A 17097-nucleotide genomic window follows, 5' to 3' on the forward strand; every position below is an offset into this window, starting at 1 on the left:
AAAAATCTATCGCAATAGAAAGAACCTCCAGTACTGTAAAAATGATAATCCTGGTACTTGGATTATCATATGAAGAACCCTAAATGGAGAAACCAGGGATAATATCGAGATAACTCTGATTGAGTGGAAGTTAGAAATGGATTCAGCCATTTGAAAGGTACTTTTTGATTAGACAAAAAGATCAGACGCTGTATTTACAGCAATTGAATTGATTATTATGTTGGAATGGCAACACCTTTTTTGACAAAAATTATAAGATCCCTTGAATTCTTTGTGTTATTACTCTGATTGCTCTTGACAATGAGCCGCCTCGGATCTGATGCTCTTCAGCAGAAGCTCACTAAAAATGATCAAGCTACCTCTCCAGCGGTAGCACATCGGGAGCTCATCATCAAGGGTTCACTTCGTTAATCTCTTATGACGATATGCGATCGGTATCTCATATCCTAGTGTTCAATGCAAGCACAAATTGTTCTACCAGTGCATACAATCAAATAACTCTAGTCACACAAATGGCTCAGTCTCTCGAATGGGTATTGATGAACATATTTCACTTTGATTGATTTTTAGATAGACTCCGCAACTGAATTATCATACGGACTTCTTTTTTTACTTAAGGGGCGCGTGATGTCATAAGATTTCAAAATCTCATCAATTGTTAGGTTGGCGAATTCTTATCCGATATCCGTGTGGAGAAGCCGAACATTCGTCAAAGGATAGGGCAGCCGCACTGCCTTTTTTTCTAACTCGTGACATACGTGAGATCGGTAACGATGGCTTATAGTCGCGTTTCTTGAGTAAACGTTCGATCACCGTTTTGTCTTCATTAATCTTAGAAGAATGAGCTTGAAGTGAGCGAGTGTATACGTTGATTGTAGTTCTCTCTGTCTCATGATGCCCCTATTCTACGTCGGCTAACTTGGAGCCCAACCTTGGCTAAGCAGTCCTTCAACTTTCTTGGGCCGGAGGCTTTTCGATTGAGGATAAACTCTTCAAGAATGATTTTTTCTAGCTCGACTTTGCTTTCTTTAAAATACCGTTCTCCATCTCAAGCTGTTTGTTTTCTTTCACAAAGCGATCGGCTCTGCCTGTTCAAGAGTGAAATTGTCTTTTTCATTAAACGAACCCGTGGTTTTACCCTGTACCAATTTATCAAAGGTAGAAGTGGTCAGCTTATACTCTCGAATGATTTCGGCTCACTCACGCCTTTCCTACAAGGTAGAGATCGACAATTTGTTACTTAAACTCTTTTAAATAGGTTCTACGTTAACGTCTTGACATGAAAAATCCTCAAGTGAGTTTTTTTACTATTCTACACTCCTTATTTTTTCTTTCTAGTCTAGTGAAGCCGATTCATATTAAAGATTGAAGACTCTGTCGACTTTGACGTTGGTCCCTTTACGCACTTTTTGGGTATGGTTAAGACTCCTTGGAAAATGAAGATTGGATTTCACAAAATATTCGCAGTGTAAATATTTTGCATTATTCAGCAAACATTAATAAGTACTATCAAAAATTCCAAATACATTAATTATACCGCAAGAAAGTTATTTGTTGACTGGCGAACTGCAAAAAATATGCTGATGAAGACTTAGTTTTCAAAAAGAAAAATGATAAAAATGCTAGTTTTTCAGTGTCTTTATCTGCAAATAGACAAGAACACTTCTTAGAAAGATTAAAAATATTTTGACAAGCTAATTGAGGTTCCTTAAAAAAAATTAGGATTGAAAGTCTTAGGACGACAACGCTTATGTCTCTCGAAGAAGAATCTTCATTTTACTTGATAGCTTAAGAATATGTGTAGGGTGTTTGAAGAGGTTCGAACTAAGTTATTCGGCGTTTACTTTGCGACTTGATTTAAAACAAAGAAATAAAAAAAGGAAACGCCGAAGCACTTCCTTTAACTGATTTAATGAAACAATATTATTTGACTTGGAGCCAAAATGATCTTCTCTGAAACTTAATACCAAAATCGGGAGAGACTCATTTTAATATCACCCAGAATAAATTCGCCTTATATACCCTGATAAACTTCTTCTATCCCTTTGTCATTATCCAAAATGAACGGTACCAAATGTTCAAGCCATAAAAAATCTTCTTCACTGTCGATGTCTAAAATTAGATAATCCTTCATCTCGATCATTCCACAATGACCGTTAAACAAATAATCTGTATTCATAAGAAAAGTCGGATTAAATAGATACATAGAAGCATTCATATCATAAATGAATGGCGCCTGCTGTCTTGATGTGAACGCTGATTGAATCACTAATGAAACTTCCTCATCTTTTACTTGAACCATATTGAAATAAGGATTTCGCCTAGATGAAACTACAGAAAAGATAACATCTAAGTCTGATTCGATTCCTTTTTTATATAAGCTTTCCAAATCATTTATTGTCCGTAAAGGGGATGTGATATCTAAATCAATCACCATGTCATATTTACTTCCAGTCATCGATTCCATCTGAACGAGAGTGTCTCTAATAACCATAACTTTCCCAACAGTTTCGTTTGCTAGCTCTTCTTTTCTATCTACATTTATTACAGATGGCATTAATTCTGATACGAGTTTTTGTAGCTCTTTACTATCTGTGTTAAGTGCAACATTAATATCTATCTCAGGATTTTTTTTAGAAAATAATTTTATAAGTGACAGTGCATATCCAACTAGAGGTTTATGGTAAAGTTTCTTTAAGTTTTTATTCTTTAGTCCCTTTGAACCAGCCCGTCCACATATTGTGAAAAGTATATTCATTTATTCTCCTCTGCAATCTTTAAAACTTTGTTCGCCCATTCAAGATTGTTTTTGTTCTCTATTCCTGTAGTGACTTTTTCTATGAAATATGCTAACTCTTTCTCATACATTTCGTTTACAGATTCAATGTATCGTATTGTTTTATTCGATGAATAAATGTAAATAGTATTATTTAATAAATCTATCTCAATTTTTTCTTGATCAAATAATATTGTTAATGTTCTCTCAGGGAATCGACCAAAATAATCAAGATGTACTTCTACTAATTGTTGCTCGTATTCAAACAAATAATCAGCAACATCATTTGAATCAATGTCTAAATTTGATTTTTTTGCAAAGTAGGCTTTTCGGCTCTTTGGAAATCCAAACAAATATGACATATAATCCAATTCATGAATACAGTCCAATTCTACACCACCACCCATAGCCTTTTTAGCTGAGTAGTTCTTAGTATAATCACCTTGTCGCCAATCAGGTAAAAAGGTAGAACAAATAATCCTTGTCGAAATAGGTTGTTCATCCTCTATCATTTGCTTCACTTTCCCAAAAACTTTTTTATATCTTAATGGACACGCAATATAGACTCTATCATAATCAATATTAAACTTTGAAACATCTTTAGAACTTTCAAAGACTGGCTTTTCTAAGAAAATATACTTGACTTTATCAATAATTTCATTTAATGACCCTTCGTGCTTAAACGTTGGATTCGTAATGAATGCAACATCAAAATCCGTTTTTAAGGTGGAATAATCCGTTACAACCTTCACCTGAGGGAACATATCTAGTTTTTCATTTGTTGTTCTATATGCCGTAACATCCAAGGAGATTCCTTTTTTTTCGCAATAATTTATCAAATTTGATAAATGTCGGCTTCCAATTGAACCTAGTCCAATAAAAAGTACTTTCATTTTTATCCCTCAATCTTATTGATTAAATCAATTACTTTTTTATCTTGCTGAAATGAATATGTTGGTGAATAATCATTCTTAAGACACTCAAAAAATTCCTTAACTTCTTCAAAATAAGCATTTTCAATAATAGTAGCTGAATAACTATCATTTTTATCTATGGTAGTATCCTCATATAATGTGACTTTGTCCAATGACTTATCTCTATTATTCCATCTATACAATAAGTTTGGAGCTCCCCCCCATTCGATATACAGTTTTTCTCCAATAACTATTAAATCTCTTTTGGCTTGTCTTGATATAATATTGATGTTTATCGTCCCTTGAATTCCGGTATCATGACGAAATAGTAATGAATAACTATCAGGATATCCTATTTCCAAATTACTATACTTATTCTTCTCAACTGTGTATTCTATTATATTTCCAAAAGCCTTAATCAACCAAGGAAATTCAATAGCCATTATTTCTCGACAACCGTTTGTTCGTACGTCTGAGACAAAGAAATCGCGATAATCCTCCCATGGATGCCAATCGGGTAAGTATTGTCCAACATGATATTGGTAACTAACTTTTGGATCTTCACTAATTGCTTTTATTAAATATTGGATTTCGCGTCGCTTTAAAAAGGTCGACGAAAGATACAGAAGTAGTCCTTTTTCTTTTGCTAATTGAATCGCTTGATCGTAATAATCATTCAACAAATTGATTTCAGTAAAAACATTTAGTCCCAAAGATAAAGCCTTCATAATAATAGTCTTATGACTGATAGGTGGCGAACACACAAAAACAGCCGTTATTGTGTGCTTCGAAATAGCTTCTTCGATTGTTTCATGGGTTTCCATGCTGCAATGATTTTCAATCTCATTTCTTCGGGACAAATTTGAGTCAATTCCAATAATTGAGATAGTAGAATCATATTGATTAATTAGCCGAATGCGTCTTTTTCCCATTGATCCGAGACCAACAACAGCAACTACTCTTTTACTCATTACTCAACTACCTCTTTAAATTTCTCAATAACATAACTAAGCTGTTCATCATTCATATTTGTACCTGATGGTAAACATAATCCTTTATTAAATAAAGTTTCAGAAACTGGAACCTGATTTTCAGTATGCTCATAAAATAAAGAAGATTTAAATAAAGGCTGTATGTGCATCGGTTTCCACAGCGTACGTGTCTCAATGTTTAACTCATTCATCTTTTGTACGACCTTAATAACATCATTTATATCCTCACTGTTTTCTAATGTCAATGTACTCAACCAACGATTAGGCTCGAATCCTTCTATATCAGGCATCATTCTAATTGAATCAATTGATGCAAATTCATTAAAATAATTCTTAAAAATCTGTCTGCGCCGGAAAATTCGATCTGGTAAAACTTCCATTTGTCCACGACCAATGCCGGCGGAAACATTACTCAAACGGTAGTTATAACCGATTTCTGTGTGTTGATAATACGGTGCCGCATCCCTAGCTTGTGTTGCCAAAAATCGTGAATGATTTACGAACTGTTTATCTTCGGAGATAAGGGCGCCACCACCAGAAGTAGTAATTATCTTATTTCCATTAAAAGAAAAGATACCAATATCTCCCATGGTTCCAGCCTTCTTACCTTTGTAAATGGAGCCTAACGATTCTGCTGAATCTTCAATCACAGGAACATTGTAGCGTTTCGCAATTGTCAAAATTTCATCATATTTGGCCATCTGCCCGTACAAGTCAACAACAATAATTGCTTTTGGAAGTCGATTATTGTATTCAGCTTCTACCATAGCTCTTTCAAGGGCAATTGGGCTCATGTTCCAAGTTTCTGGCTCTGAATCTATAAATACTGGGACAGCTCCTTGATATAAAATAGGATTAATTGTTGCTATAAAAGTAAAAGATGGTGCAAATACAATATCATCTCTTCCAACGTTTAATAAACGTAATGCTAAATGAATGGCAGCTGTTCCTGAAATTGTAGCAGAAGCTCCCCCTTTAGAACCAGCAAAGTCAGAGATTGCTTGCTCAAATTTATCAACATTTTCACCTAAAGGAGCAATCCAGTTATCATCAAAAGCCTTTTTAACATAATTTTGTTCATTTTCGCCCATATGTGGACTAGATAATAAAATTTTATCATTCATTATTATTTCTCTCCCTTTTCTACTGCTGGAACGCCCAAAGCTAAAACTCGTTCTGAAATATCTGTTACAACTGCTGCACCCGCACCAATTATAGACCACTTACCAATAGTTATTCCCTGTATACAGCAAGCCCCAATTCCTACATGAGCTCCTTCATAAACCCTGACATCTCCTGCCAATTTAACTCCGGGTGATATATGAACATAATCTTGAATGTAATCATCATGTTCAATTATCGAAGAAGTATTAATAATACAGTGTTTCCCAATTCTACAATCCGGGTTCAACACAGTATTGGGCATCACTACACTTCCTTCATCAATTAATGCAGATGGGGAAATAAATGCATTAGGTGAAATGACTGTCATATATTGAACATCTAAGTGGGATAATTTTTCAACAATCTCTTTACGTACATAATTATTGCCAATCGCAATAATCACTTGAACATTGGAAAAAAAAGATTGTTTTTGGCGGAAAAGATCTGAAATAGTACCTAAATATTTCAGATCCTTAAAGGTCTGTACAACGTCATCGAAAAAAACAACTTCTCTTACTTGCAAAGTCTGCAATATTTCAAATATTACCTTGGCATGTCCTCCAGCACCAACCAATATCACACGATTGTTTAATACGTTATTCGCTTTTTCAACCATTTTTCATCGTTCTCTTCTCTTATAATGTCATTTAAAATTTTAATAATTCGTTTAGAACTATTTCCGTCTCCGTATACATTAACTATTGAACGTGATTGTGTCAAATTTGAAATTGTGATTGCCTCTTTAATCGCTAGTGTTATTTCGGAAGTATTTGCTCTAGTATCAATGATATTTTTTGAACGTTCCCTTCCATTTTGTCTGGAGCCGATGTTCACAACTGGTATCCCATATGATGGGGCTTCAATGATGCCAGATGAAGAGTTACCTATTAGAATCTTAGCATTTTTTAATATTATAAGATATTCATCTGGTTCAAAGTTGGTAATAAAATAAATATTAGTTAACTCCAGTGCCTGATAGGCTTTCCGTATAAGGTCTCCTCCAGCATCTGAATTAGGTAAGACACAAACAATCGGATAATCCAGGTACTTTACTGAATCAATCAAATTATCAACTTGCCTTTTGATATCATTATATTCTGTTACTACAGGATGAAATAGTTGTAGCACATATTTCTTGGGTTTGATCAGTAAGTTGTATTTTTTTGATACTTGATCAAAATCAGGAAAATCATCATTCAGAATAGAATCAATCCGCGGAGCGCCTACGACATTGACACGCCATCGATCCTCACCCATTTTAATCAATCTTTTTCTTGCCCCATCTGTAGCTACAAGATGAACATTTGAAAGCTTTGAAACTGCGTGGCGGATGGATTCATCAACTGTACCTGATACTTCACCTCCGTGAAGATGAGCGCATTTAATACCTAGATATAGACAAGCAACTGCTGCTGCGAGCATTTCTCCACGGTCTCCTAATAATAAGACAAAGTCTGGCATTTCATCGCTAAGGCTAACAGCGAATTCATTAAGTTCAACTGCGGTAGTCCGAGCCATATTTTTTCTAGTATTCTCAAGAAATAAGCTGTCAACTTTACGAATAACACGAAAACCATCCTCCTCAATCAAGTTCACTGTATATCCATATTTTGTAACTAAATGCATTCCTGATACTAAAAATGATACCTTCCAGCCATCTCTAACTAATTCTTTTGCAACAGGTCGATAAATTCCATAATCTGCTCTAGTTCCAGTAACTATTACAATTTCTTTCACTATTTAAGCACATCCTCTGTGATAACAGTATCTATTTCAATTAATTCAGATGTTTCTCTACCTATTAATGAATATATTTTTGCAGGGGCGATTCCTGTTCCCGGGCGTTTTATTGTTACCATGTCCTGCGTAATCTTAGTCCCTGCCTTGATTTCGACTTTTGAAACAACGCTTTTTCTAGAAGTCATACGTGTACTCTCCTCAGATGGCATACATCTTTTGATACCATCTCCTAAGAAAGTCTCTGCTAATCTAACATTATCTACAAATTCTTGAAATTGTGCGGGATCAAGGGAAGCTTTATGATCTGGCCCTGGTAAATTTCTATCCAAGGTAAAATGCTTCTCAATTACCTTTGCCCCCATAGCAACAGCACAAATAGCGACTTCATAGCCATTAGAATGATCCGAATAACCCACTGGTAACCCTAATTCATTTGATAAAGTAGATATTGCTCGCAAATTGATATCAGAAAAATCTGCAGGATAATTACTTGTACAGTGAAGAATAGTAACAGGACTGTATTTAAAACAAGAGACCGCTTCTTTTACTTCATCCATATCTGCCATTCCAGTAGAAAGTAAAACAGGGAGTTGGTATAAGTCGAGTTGTCTCAAAAATGGAATATTTGTCAATTCTCCTGAACCTAATTTGAAAGCTTTCACACCAATCTCTTTTAATAGACTGGCACTTTCTTCATCGAAAGGCGATGAGAGAAAGTCAATCTTTTGTTGATCACAAAAAATTCGTAACTCTAAAAAATCATTATTAGTTAACTCCAAGCGTTTTAACATATCATATTGTGACTCAACTCTACTCGTATTTTCTTTTTGGTAACTAGCCATTTCAGCCCGTTTTGTCACTAATTTATCTGTTTTGAAAGTTTGAAATTTTACAGCATCCGCTCCTGAAGTTTTTGCTGCTAAAATGCTTTCTTTAGCAATAGCCAGACTCCCATTATGATTTACACCTATTTCTGCAATTATATATGTTTTTTTCTTTCCTACCATACTAGTTATTCATCCTTTTCTAAAATATTAATTTTTTTCAAAGTATCGACAAATTCTTTTTCGCTCATAAAATCAGTATCATCCGACGAATAACTTGTAATCGAAATATGATCATACTTTTTATAAATAGGATCACTTGCATGATCAGTCGGGGGAATTATAAACATATTGTCGTTTTCATAGGCTCGTTGGATCTCCTCATAAGTCATTAATTCTTCATACAGTTTCTCACCCTGACGAATTCCAACTTCTACAATTTTCCCAGTATATGGATTAGTATTTGTAGCGTTATAGTGATTTTGGAGTGATTTTGCTAATGTACTAATTTTTATCGAGGGCATCTTTAGAACATAAGTTTCACCATATACCGAATGAGCTGCTGCAGCTAATACTAGTTTCGCCGCTTGAGGTATGGACATCATAAATCTTGTCATGTTCTTATCTGTCAAAGTAATATCAATGTTGTGTTTTAACTGCTCCAAAAACAGTGGAATTACTGAACCACTTGATCCCATGACATTCCCAAAGCGTACACAAGAAAAAACTGTCCGTGTTTTTCCTTTATATTGATTAGCTGCAACCACAAGCTTTTCACTTAAAAGTTTTGTTGCCCCCATTGTATTTTGAGGACTAACAACTTTATCAGTACTAATAGCTACCAATTTCTCAATATTATTATGAATCGCTGCTTCAATAACATTTTGCGTTCCAAGAACATTGGTCTTGACAGCTTCCATTGGATTATACTCACTTGCAGGCACATGCTTCATTGCTGCTGCATGAAAAATAATGTCTGCATCTTTACTCGCATATTCAACGCGTTTATAATCACGTACGTCTCCAATTAAGAAACGAACATTATTATAGTCTTTCAGCTCTTGTTGCATATAAAATTGTTTTTCTTCTCCACGACTAAATATTCTAATTACTTTAGGATCATGCTTCAATAGCTGTCTCACGATTTCACTTCCAATTGAACCAGTACCACCTGTAACCAAAATTGTCTTTCCTTTAAACATTTTCAACACTCCTATTTTAATTTTGAATCGGCTTTGAATTTATCTTTATTTTTTCTAAAATACAGCAACGCACCTACACTAATGAACAATAAGCCGATATATCGAATGAATATATTACCTAAAAATGCATGCAAAAATATCGAATAAACTACCATTATTGAAATTGTAGTTATAATCGTTTTGGTAGGAAACAACTGTTTATTAACAAATCTTTTAGCCATAGGGTAATGGAAAAGAAATAATAAGAAATAAGTAATCGTTGTAGTATACCCTGCTGCAATAACACCATATTTAGGTATGAAAATAAGATTTAAAACAATATTTACTGCCGCACTTGCAACTGTGCCAAAAGCAATATACTTTGTTTTCTTTTTATAAAATTCCGTATTGACCGGAAAGCTATAAAGAAACTGAAAAAAATACCCTAAACTAATTGGAATAACGAGAGATAACCCTGAGTAATAATCAGAGGGTGCCATAAACTTAGCCAAATCAATTGATATGGTCATCGTCCCCAATGCAATTGTAGTAAAAGCATATATATAATATTGGGACACTCGAAAAATTTTCGCATCATTCTTTTGTTCCATTTCGTTGTAAAACCACGGAACCCAGGCATTATTCGTTGAGGTCCAAATAACACTTAGTATTATTCCAATATTACTTATATAAGAATAAACACCTGCTTCAGAAGGACCCAATGTTGAATTGATCATAATCCGATCGAATTGTGATAACATGACATTCGCTAAAGCGTGTGGTATTAAGGGCACAGATATGCGTAAAGCATAATTCCAAAAAGAAAAGTCAATTAATTTCTTTCCTTTTGTCATAACCATCATATAAATTGTTAAGCCAACAACGCCTAGTGCTATTGCACCACCAAAAGCTCGTCCTTCATATCGATTATCAGAGAAGACCGTTAACATCAAAAGAACAGACAATCCAATATTCAGCAATGTTGAAATAAAAGATAATGCTAGATAGCGAAAGTGTTGAAAGTGGATCGTAAAATAAGCCTGTATATAAGAAATTAAGAAAGTTGCATAACTCTGAACCAACATAAGATTAAAAAGCATTTGATTCATATCAAAAACTGCTTGAGTAAATAAAAAAATGGCATTTCCTATAATTATCATAACTAAAAAGCTTAATGTTGATAGAAATAGGATGCTCGACAAATAAGGTTTGATTCGGTCTCTGAAATCAAAGCTTGCATTGTTAACAGATGAGTTTAAGCTTAGTCCAATAAACAATGAAAAAATGGTTACAAAAGAAGTGAAATTATTGATTAACCCGTATTCTGCTTGGGTGGTGATATTAACAAAAATTGGAATCGTGATGAAAGAAATCCCTTTTATAAAAAAATTCCCTATCGTATACCAAAAACTCGATTTCACAAGATTTGATTTTTTTAAACTAGTTAGTATACTCATTTTAAAACCTCAAAAATATTTTTTTTGATTTCTTTACTGCTTTTTGGATTCATAATTAGCAAATTTTTTAGCGATTGCTCATCACTTAGCTTTCTCCACAAATTCGAAATCTGTGTAGCAACAAAATGAGATTTTTCATTCAATTTGACAGGTTGAGTTAATAAGTACTCTGATAAAACCATCGTTGGAATCTTTTTCTCTAACATTATACTCGTTGAAAAAGAAACTGTAGACAGTGGACTAATCGTAATACTATTGTTCAAATCCTCAGAAAGCATACACAGTTCAAATGGTACATCCGCTTTAATAATCGGGTACATTCCTTGATACTTACTAGACTTGCTCCTAGGGTGCAATTTTACCACTATTTCTTTTTCTGAAGTTAACTTGCTAATATGATTTAATATTTCTACTTCATCCATACCATAGCCATCACTTTTTAGTGGCTGATCTATATATATGAGTTTGTCTTCAAGCTCATACTTACTAGTATAGGAAAAAATTCTTTTCAGCAATTCTACAAATCCATCTTGTTGATCGATTTTGGGAATTTTGACTAAGTTGCTATTAAAGCACGAAAGTTCTGGTTCATAAACATAATAATCAGAAAAAATTGCATTTAGCAGACTATTTCGTTTAAACTTCCGATATACTTTTCTTGTTAACTGCTCATTATTAAAAACTTTATCAGAAACATATGCGGCTAAGCCGTCCTCGACATAATGGAGTTTGATATCACTATTATCCCGTTTCATATGTTCATAAATTATTTTGGCGTAATAATTATTACCAGAAATGAAAAAATCTGAATATTGACAATTAATAAGATTGAATTTATCAATCCCCAATAAAAGATTGATCACTTTAAACATCTTACTTCCCATTTGAGTAAAATCAACAAGGAAAATATTTGTAAAAATATCTTCCTTGTTGAGATTCTCATAAATATTTTCAGCATCTTGAAACTCAGAGTAAATAAAGAGATTGCTAGGCTTTTCTGGGAAAAAATTTTTTTTAATGTTGACTATATTTATAATTTGAAGCGGCGTCCAAGCAATGAAGGCAATCATTTACTTTCACTCTTTCTAATTTTAGAATATTTTGAAGTCTGGATTATTAATAATCCAAAAACGAACCAAAATATTTGCGAAACAGCATCACGCTTATTAAACAAAATATGTGCCTCAACAAGTTCGTTTGCAAATACTGACACTAGAAATGATAGCATTAAACCAGCAATTAGGATTTCATTATCATTTCGATTGAGAAAATTTTTAAAAATATAAAAAAATGATAAACCATAGAAAAGATAAATCAATATAAAACCAATTATACCTGAACTTATTAGAACTTGAAGGTACCCATTATGCATATTTCCATGCGCTCGTTTTAATTCTTTGCGATCCAATTCAGTAAGGTGCAATGCGGATAGTGCATTTTTTGTTGATGAATCATGATAAAAGTTTATATCACCATAACCAAATATAGGGTTATGTTTCCACACAGTAATGCCCGCTTTCCAAATAGTAAATCTACCAGATGAAACCTCTGCACTAGACTCTGAATGCTCAATAGTTATTTTACTACCATCTTCTCTATTTTCTTCCGACTTTTTAATATTTCCACTATCGTTTGATGTCAACTTACTATTATTTAATACCAATGGAATATAACCTAAAATAGATTTAGAAAAGTCAACACCTATACTAAAGAAAAGTAAAACTAATATCGCTCCAACAATGAATTTTTTTAAAGATAGCTTTAAAAAGGTTAAAACTCTATTCCGAAAATTTTTGCTAACAATCATCAAAAAAAAGAATGAAAGTAAGAATGCATAAATAGTGATTTGCACTCCTCTGGAAGAGGAAAGAATGTAATAAAGAAGTTGAACTATCCCATTCGTAATTAGAAAAACATTGTACTTTCTTGATCGCTCTTTTTCATTTGAAATAATAAATAATGAACAAACTACAGATACAAAGCCAAAGAATGCACCTACATTTGGACTAGTATATACTCCAAATAGTCTCGACTCCATGAATCCCTGCCGAGCCAACAGTCCTGGTATACCAGTGGGAACGTGATAAGAAATAATAAAACAAAATTGGATAATAGAAATAAATCCAGCCAATAAGATAACACATATAAAAAGATTACTCAGTTTAATGAGGTTTTTCATTTCTAATTCATAATCTTCTCCTATGGGAAAGAGTACTAAACAAGAAATAGCCAGATAACCTAAATTATAAATATTTCGTACTAGTCCGAAATCACGATTTAGAATAGAAGTTATAGCAAATGAAATTAATACTAGAAAAAGAAGAATCCCGTATTTCATTTTAAAAACTGAACGTTTTACGAATAATTCATTGATTGCAATTATCCCCCCCCATATAAAACAAATTTTTGAAGGAATATCTGCAGTATTCATTGTAGAAGGCATGAAATATATTAAACAAACAAATAAATTTATCATACGGAAATAAAAATTATTTAACAATGTCTTATCTAAAAAACTATAAAATTCCACTTTTTTACCATTCCATTCCAATATATTTTATTATTTTTAAGGTGCTATTTGATTTTAACACCCAGAATCTGTGATTACTTGATTACTCTTGAAGACCTCAATCAAATCCGATCCTTTCTTAAACTAAATAATTCAAAATGTATCATACCATACTAAATTTTAATTTGTGGAATGACAATACTTTTTTTACAAAAATTATAAGTTGTCATGGGAAATTAACGCTATCTGTCCAAAAGCCTTTGACAATGAGTTTTATTCCGATATTAGCTAGAAAGAGTATACTATCTTCTCCTACCAATACCTCAATCAAAAAATTTTTTTAAGGAGATTATTCACGTTCAACCTATGATGTGCAATCAGAGTATTGTAACCCAATGTCACACGTGTAACTGTAATTAATTACACCAATTCTTATAGTCACATAAATTCTAGTTATGAGCATTCAAATTACTTAAAACGTTATTAATTTAACCAAATTTCATTTTTGAACGACTTGTAAGTTAAACAACCACTTTATATTAAACATGATTTTTCCGCAAAGAATATATTAGTATTAAAAATGGTTGCCTATTTTTACTATTAAATCATTTTCTCCAAATTTGTATAAAAGTGTCATATTATTCAATAAATAGTAAAGTCGAGCATATTTTTTGACTGATATTGCATCTCTAATATCATCATAAATTTCTCGGTTAAACAAATTCAGTAGTATCAAGACAGATATAGTACCAATTTTATCAATGTGTACATACATAAGTTTGGTTAGAGTAAGAAATACTTCTATCGAATTCTCGCATGTGCGGTCATTTCAGCAAGATGTCTGTCTCAACTCCATTATAAGTAGATAAAGAAAAGACGCCCTGAAATTAGTTAGCGTATATGTTAATCGTAAAATTTACTTTTTCACATTGCAAAAAGTCTGCGACGATTTAATTGGATCTGAGATTGGCCAAGAACTATCTAGACTATGAAAAAATATCTTACACGACTTTTTCCAGTTCATATTCGCTTCCGGATATCGGCTTCACTTTATCATTCTCCACGTAGAGCTACTTGATTTATTTATCTAAATTAACAAAATGATAGTCCAAAATAACTTAGTGATTATATTTTACGTGAGGCATAAATCTACTATTTAATGTTTAATTTCATATGAATAGGGTTCTTCATTCATATCTTACATAAAATCTTCTAGCGTGTTTTTAATTATTCAGCACATTTTCTTCTGTCCGATTTAGCCCACCCATTTGTTACTGTTATATTGCTTTGTATTAAATTTTTAAATAATGCGATACAGATACTATTGTTTTCTTCATAAAAAATATGGATTCATCTTACAAACATTTTATCTAAAAGACCTTTGGCTTATCCTTATTTCCCTACCCTCACCGAGAAGTCTCCTCCGACTCTCGTCAAGTTTGGATTATAATAAGGATCGTTTTCGATATACTTGGTCCACGTATCTTCCATGTACTTGGTCTCTTTTTCGAATCGAGCTTGTTTTTCTGGAGTATTTTCGTAGCCGCGAGATTGGGATTCGAAGTGATACAATTCAGCACCATGCAGCCATACGTTATTGTGTCCTTTTTCGTATTCTCGCAAACATAAATCAACGTCGTTAAAGGCGACTGTCAGCTCTTCATCAAAACCATTCAACTCAGCAAAGTCTTTTGCACGTATCATTAGGCATGCAGCGGTAACTGCTAAGTAATCGACATTGATCTCTAATTTCCCGAAATAACCAAAGTCTCCGCGCGGGAAGGTATGATGCCCGTGACCAGCGGCACCACCCAAGCCTAGAATGACTCCAGCATGTTGGATCGTATTATTGGGGTAGTATAATTTGGCACCGACACATCCGATACGGTCAAACTGTGCAAAGGAGACCATCTTGGTCATCCATTCTGGTGTGATGACTTCGGTATCGTTATTCAAGAATAGCAGATATTTTCCTTTTGCGACTTTCGCGGCTAAGTTGTTGATGCGAGAGTAGTTGAAAGGAATATCGATTGATTCTACTACAAAACGATCGCCTAATTGTTTCTGGTAGTTTGCATAAAGGTCCTGCATCTCAGGCTGATTGCTACCGTTATCGGCCATGACGATTTCGTAATTTGGATACGTTGTTTTTTCAATGATTGAATCGATACAGCGTTTTACATCGTCATAACCATTTCGCGTAGGAATAATTATACTCACCAAATCCTCGGACAACACTTTATAATCGACATCGTAAAGTCCGTTTCCAGCAGCATGATTCACGGTCGCTTGAATTCCGCGTCGTTGTATTGCATCTTGAACAGCTTTTAAGCCAGCATCGAACGCGTAACTCTTGGTTGATTGATCCGCCGCAGTTGAACTTGGTAAAATACGCCAATAATACAGCACTTGCGGGATATGAGCGATTCTCTCTGAAGGGATTTGCTCAGTAAAGCGTAAGACGAGATCGTAGTCTTGCGATCCTTCATAGCCGACTCGGAAGCCGCCGATTTTCTCCATGATTGAGCGACGATAGACACCCAGGTGAGAAATATAATTGGTCCCTAACAATAAATCCGGTGACCAATCCGGCTTGAATGCTGGATCAAAACGTTTGCCATCCATATCGATCTTGTCTTCATCGCTATAGATCAAATCCAAATCAGAATTTTGATTCAAACGTTTTGCGACTTCATACAGCGCGATCGGTGCTAATTCATCATCATTATCTAATAACGCAACGAATTCACCTGTAGCAATCTCTAACGCAGAGTTAGTTGCTTTCGAGATGTGTCCATTCTCAGAGCGGAACACGATCTTGATTCGTGAATCTAGAGCGGCGTATTTTTCTAATAGCGGTCTAACTGACGCATCGGTAGAGTGATCATCCGCCATACACAATTCCCAGTTTGGATAAAACTGATTTTGAACGGATTCGATACATTTTGCTAGCCATTTTTCTTCTACATTATATACCGGCATCAAAATCGAAATCACGGGTTGGTAATTAAAGGCTGCAATTTCTGACTTAATCGATTCAAGGTTCCAATTTTCATTTTCAGCGATCCATGTTTGATAGGTTTCATCAGATTGCTTTGATTGTTCTAGCTTGATGCGTCTCAGCGTCCCCTTGATCCCATTACGCTTCAGATAGCCCAGACCTCTACGTGCTTTTCCATAAATTGCATGAATCTGCGACGGTTGTTTTGGCTCTTTCATGATTTCTTCATTCGGTGTAAAAGTCTTGCTTTGAATGTGGTCCCCAAAAACAAAATCAAGGGTAAGAGGCACAGATGGATTGGCTGCTTCAATCGTTATATTAAACCCCACAGCAAGACTGGCACTCGTTTTATGAGCGGCTGCTACATCCGAACGAGGATACCATTCGATTTTATCAGTGATTACATTCTCAGAATGGATTTCGATCGTTGGTACTGCTTTTGAATCCAGATCGAGCGCCCATCCTTTTATTTCCATTTGTTTTGTTTTTGGATGATACCTGCATTGATCAATGCAAACTTGTTCATTTTTTGCCATTGG

At 34.2% G+C, this 17097-nt stretch carries 12 protein-coding genes and 1 pseudogene; all 13 read right to left on the reverse strand.

Translation table 11 applies throughout. The features are described 5' to 3' along the window. Positions 1-456 precede the first annotated feature (456 nt). Positions 457-722, reverse strand: a pseudogene (locus IGI66_RS09635) (IS3 family transposase); the annotation flags it as partial. A gap of 1292 nt (positions 723-2014) precedes the next feature. Beyond that, on the reverse strand, positions 2015-2758 hold the full coding sequence (locus IGI66_RS09640; protein WP_438848722.1) for a cytidylyltransferase domain-containing protein: 744 nt from the start codon (positions 2756-2758) through the stop codon (positions 2015-2017). Next, positions 2755-3669 (reverse strand): Gfo/Idh/MocA family oxidoreductase, encoded by a 915-nt coding sequence (locus IGI66_RS09645; RefSeq protein ID WP_438848724.1) that lies wholly within the window; start codon positions 3667-3669, stop codon positions 2755-2757. Before IGI66_RS09645 ends, IGI66_RS09640 begins: the two co-directional genes overlap by 4 nt. A 2-nt stretch (positions 3670-3671) precedes the next feature. Then, a complete protein-coding gene (locus tag IGI66_RS09650; RefSeq protein ID WP_438848726.1) occupies positions 3672-4661 on the reverse strand; it encodes a Gfo/Idh/MocA family protein in 990 nt (329 codons plus the stop codon). Then, positions 4661-5806 carry an aminotransferase class I/II-fold pyridoxal phosphate-dependent enzyme gene (locus IGI66_RS09655; RefSeq protein WP_438848728.1) on the reverse strand — a complete coding sequence of 382 codons (1146 nt, stop codon included), beginning with the start codon at positions 5804-5806 and terminating at the stop codon, positions 4661-4663. Before IGI66_RS09655 ends, IGI66_RS09650 begins: the two co-directional genes overlap by 1 nt. Positions 5807-5808: 2 nt before the next feature. Continuing rightward, positions 5809-6462, reverse strand: a complete 654-nt coding sequence (locus tag IGI66_RS09660) for an acetyltransferase (protein ID WP_438848730.1) — start codon at positions 6460-6462, stop codon at positions 5809-5811. Beyond that, positions 6435-7583, reverse strand: coding sequence for a UDP-N-acetylglucosamine 2-epimerase (neuC, locus tag IGI66_RS09665; RefSeq protein ID WP_438848732.1), 1149 nt, complete (start codon positions 7581-7583; stop codon positions 6435-6437). Before neuC ends, IGI66_RS09660 begins: the two co-directional genes overlap by 28 nt. Continuing rightward, positions 7583-8593, reverse strand: coding sequence for an N-acetylneuraminate synthase (neuB, locus tag IGI66_RS09670; RefSeq protein WP_438848734.1), 1011 nt, complete (start codon positions 8591-8593; stop codon positions 7583-7585). Before neuB ends, neuC begins: the two co-directional genes overlap by 1 nt. Positions 8594-8598: 5 nt before the next feature. Next, complete coding sequence (locus IGI66_RS09675) at positions 8599-9612, reverse strand: UDP-N-acetylglucosamine 4,6-dehydratase family protein (protein WP_438848736.1); 1014 nt, start codon at positions 9610-9612, stop codon at positions 8599-8601. A gap of 11 nt (positions 9613-9623) precedes the next feature. Further along, the gene (locus tag IGI66_RS09680; protein ID WP_438848738.1) at positions 9624-11048 is read right to left on the reverse strand and encodes an oligosaccharide flippase family protein; all 1425 of its coding nucleotides are present in this window, start codon (positions 11046-11048) and stop codon (positions 9624-9626) included. Beyond that, positions 11045-12118, reverse strand: a complete 1074-nt coding sequence (locus IGI66_RS09685; RefSeq protein ID WP_438848740.1) for a polysialyltransferase family glycosyltransferase — start codon at positions 12116-12118, stop codon at positions 11045-11047. Before IGI66_RS09685 ends, IGI66_RS09680 begins: the two co-directional genes overlap by 4 nt. Then, positions 12115-13578 carry an O-antigen ligase family protein gene (locus IGI66_RS09690; protein WP_438848742.1) on the reverse strand — a complete coding sequence of 488 codons (1464 nt, stop codon included), beginning with the start codon at positions 13576-13578 and terminating at the stop codon, positions 12115-12117. Before IGI66_RS09690 ends, IGI66_RS09685 begins: the two co-directional genes overlap by 4 nt. A gap of 1371 nt (positions 13579-14949) precedes the next feature. Continuing rightward, on the reverse strand, positions 14950-17094 hold the full coding sequence (locus tag IGI66_RS09695; RefSeq protein WP_438848744.1) for a glycosyltransferase family 2 protein: 2145 nt from the start codon (positions 17092-17094) through the stop codon (positions 14950-14952). Positions 17095-17097 lie beyond the last annotated feature (3 nt).

It is taken from the genome of Enterococcus sp. AZ048 (genome assembly GCF_051715125.1).
Classification (GTDB): Bacteria; Bacillota; Bacilli; order Lactobacillales; family Enterococcaceae; genus Enterococcus_A; species Enterococcus_A gilvus.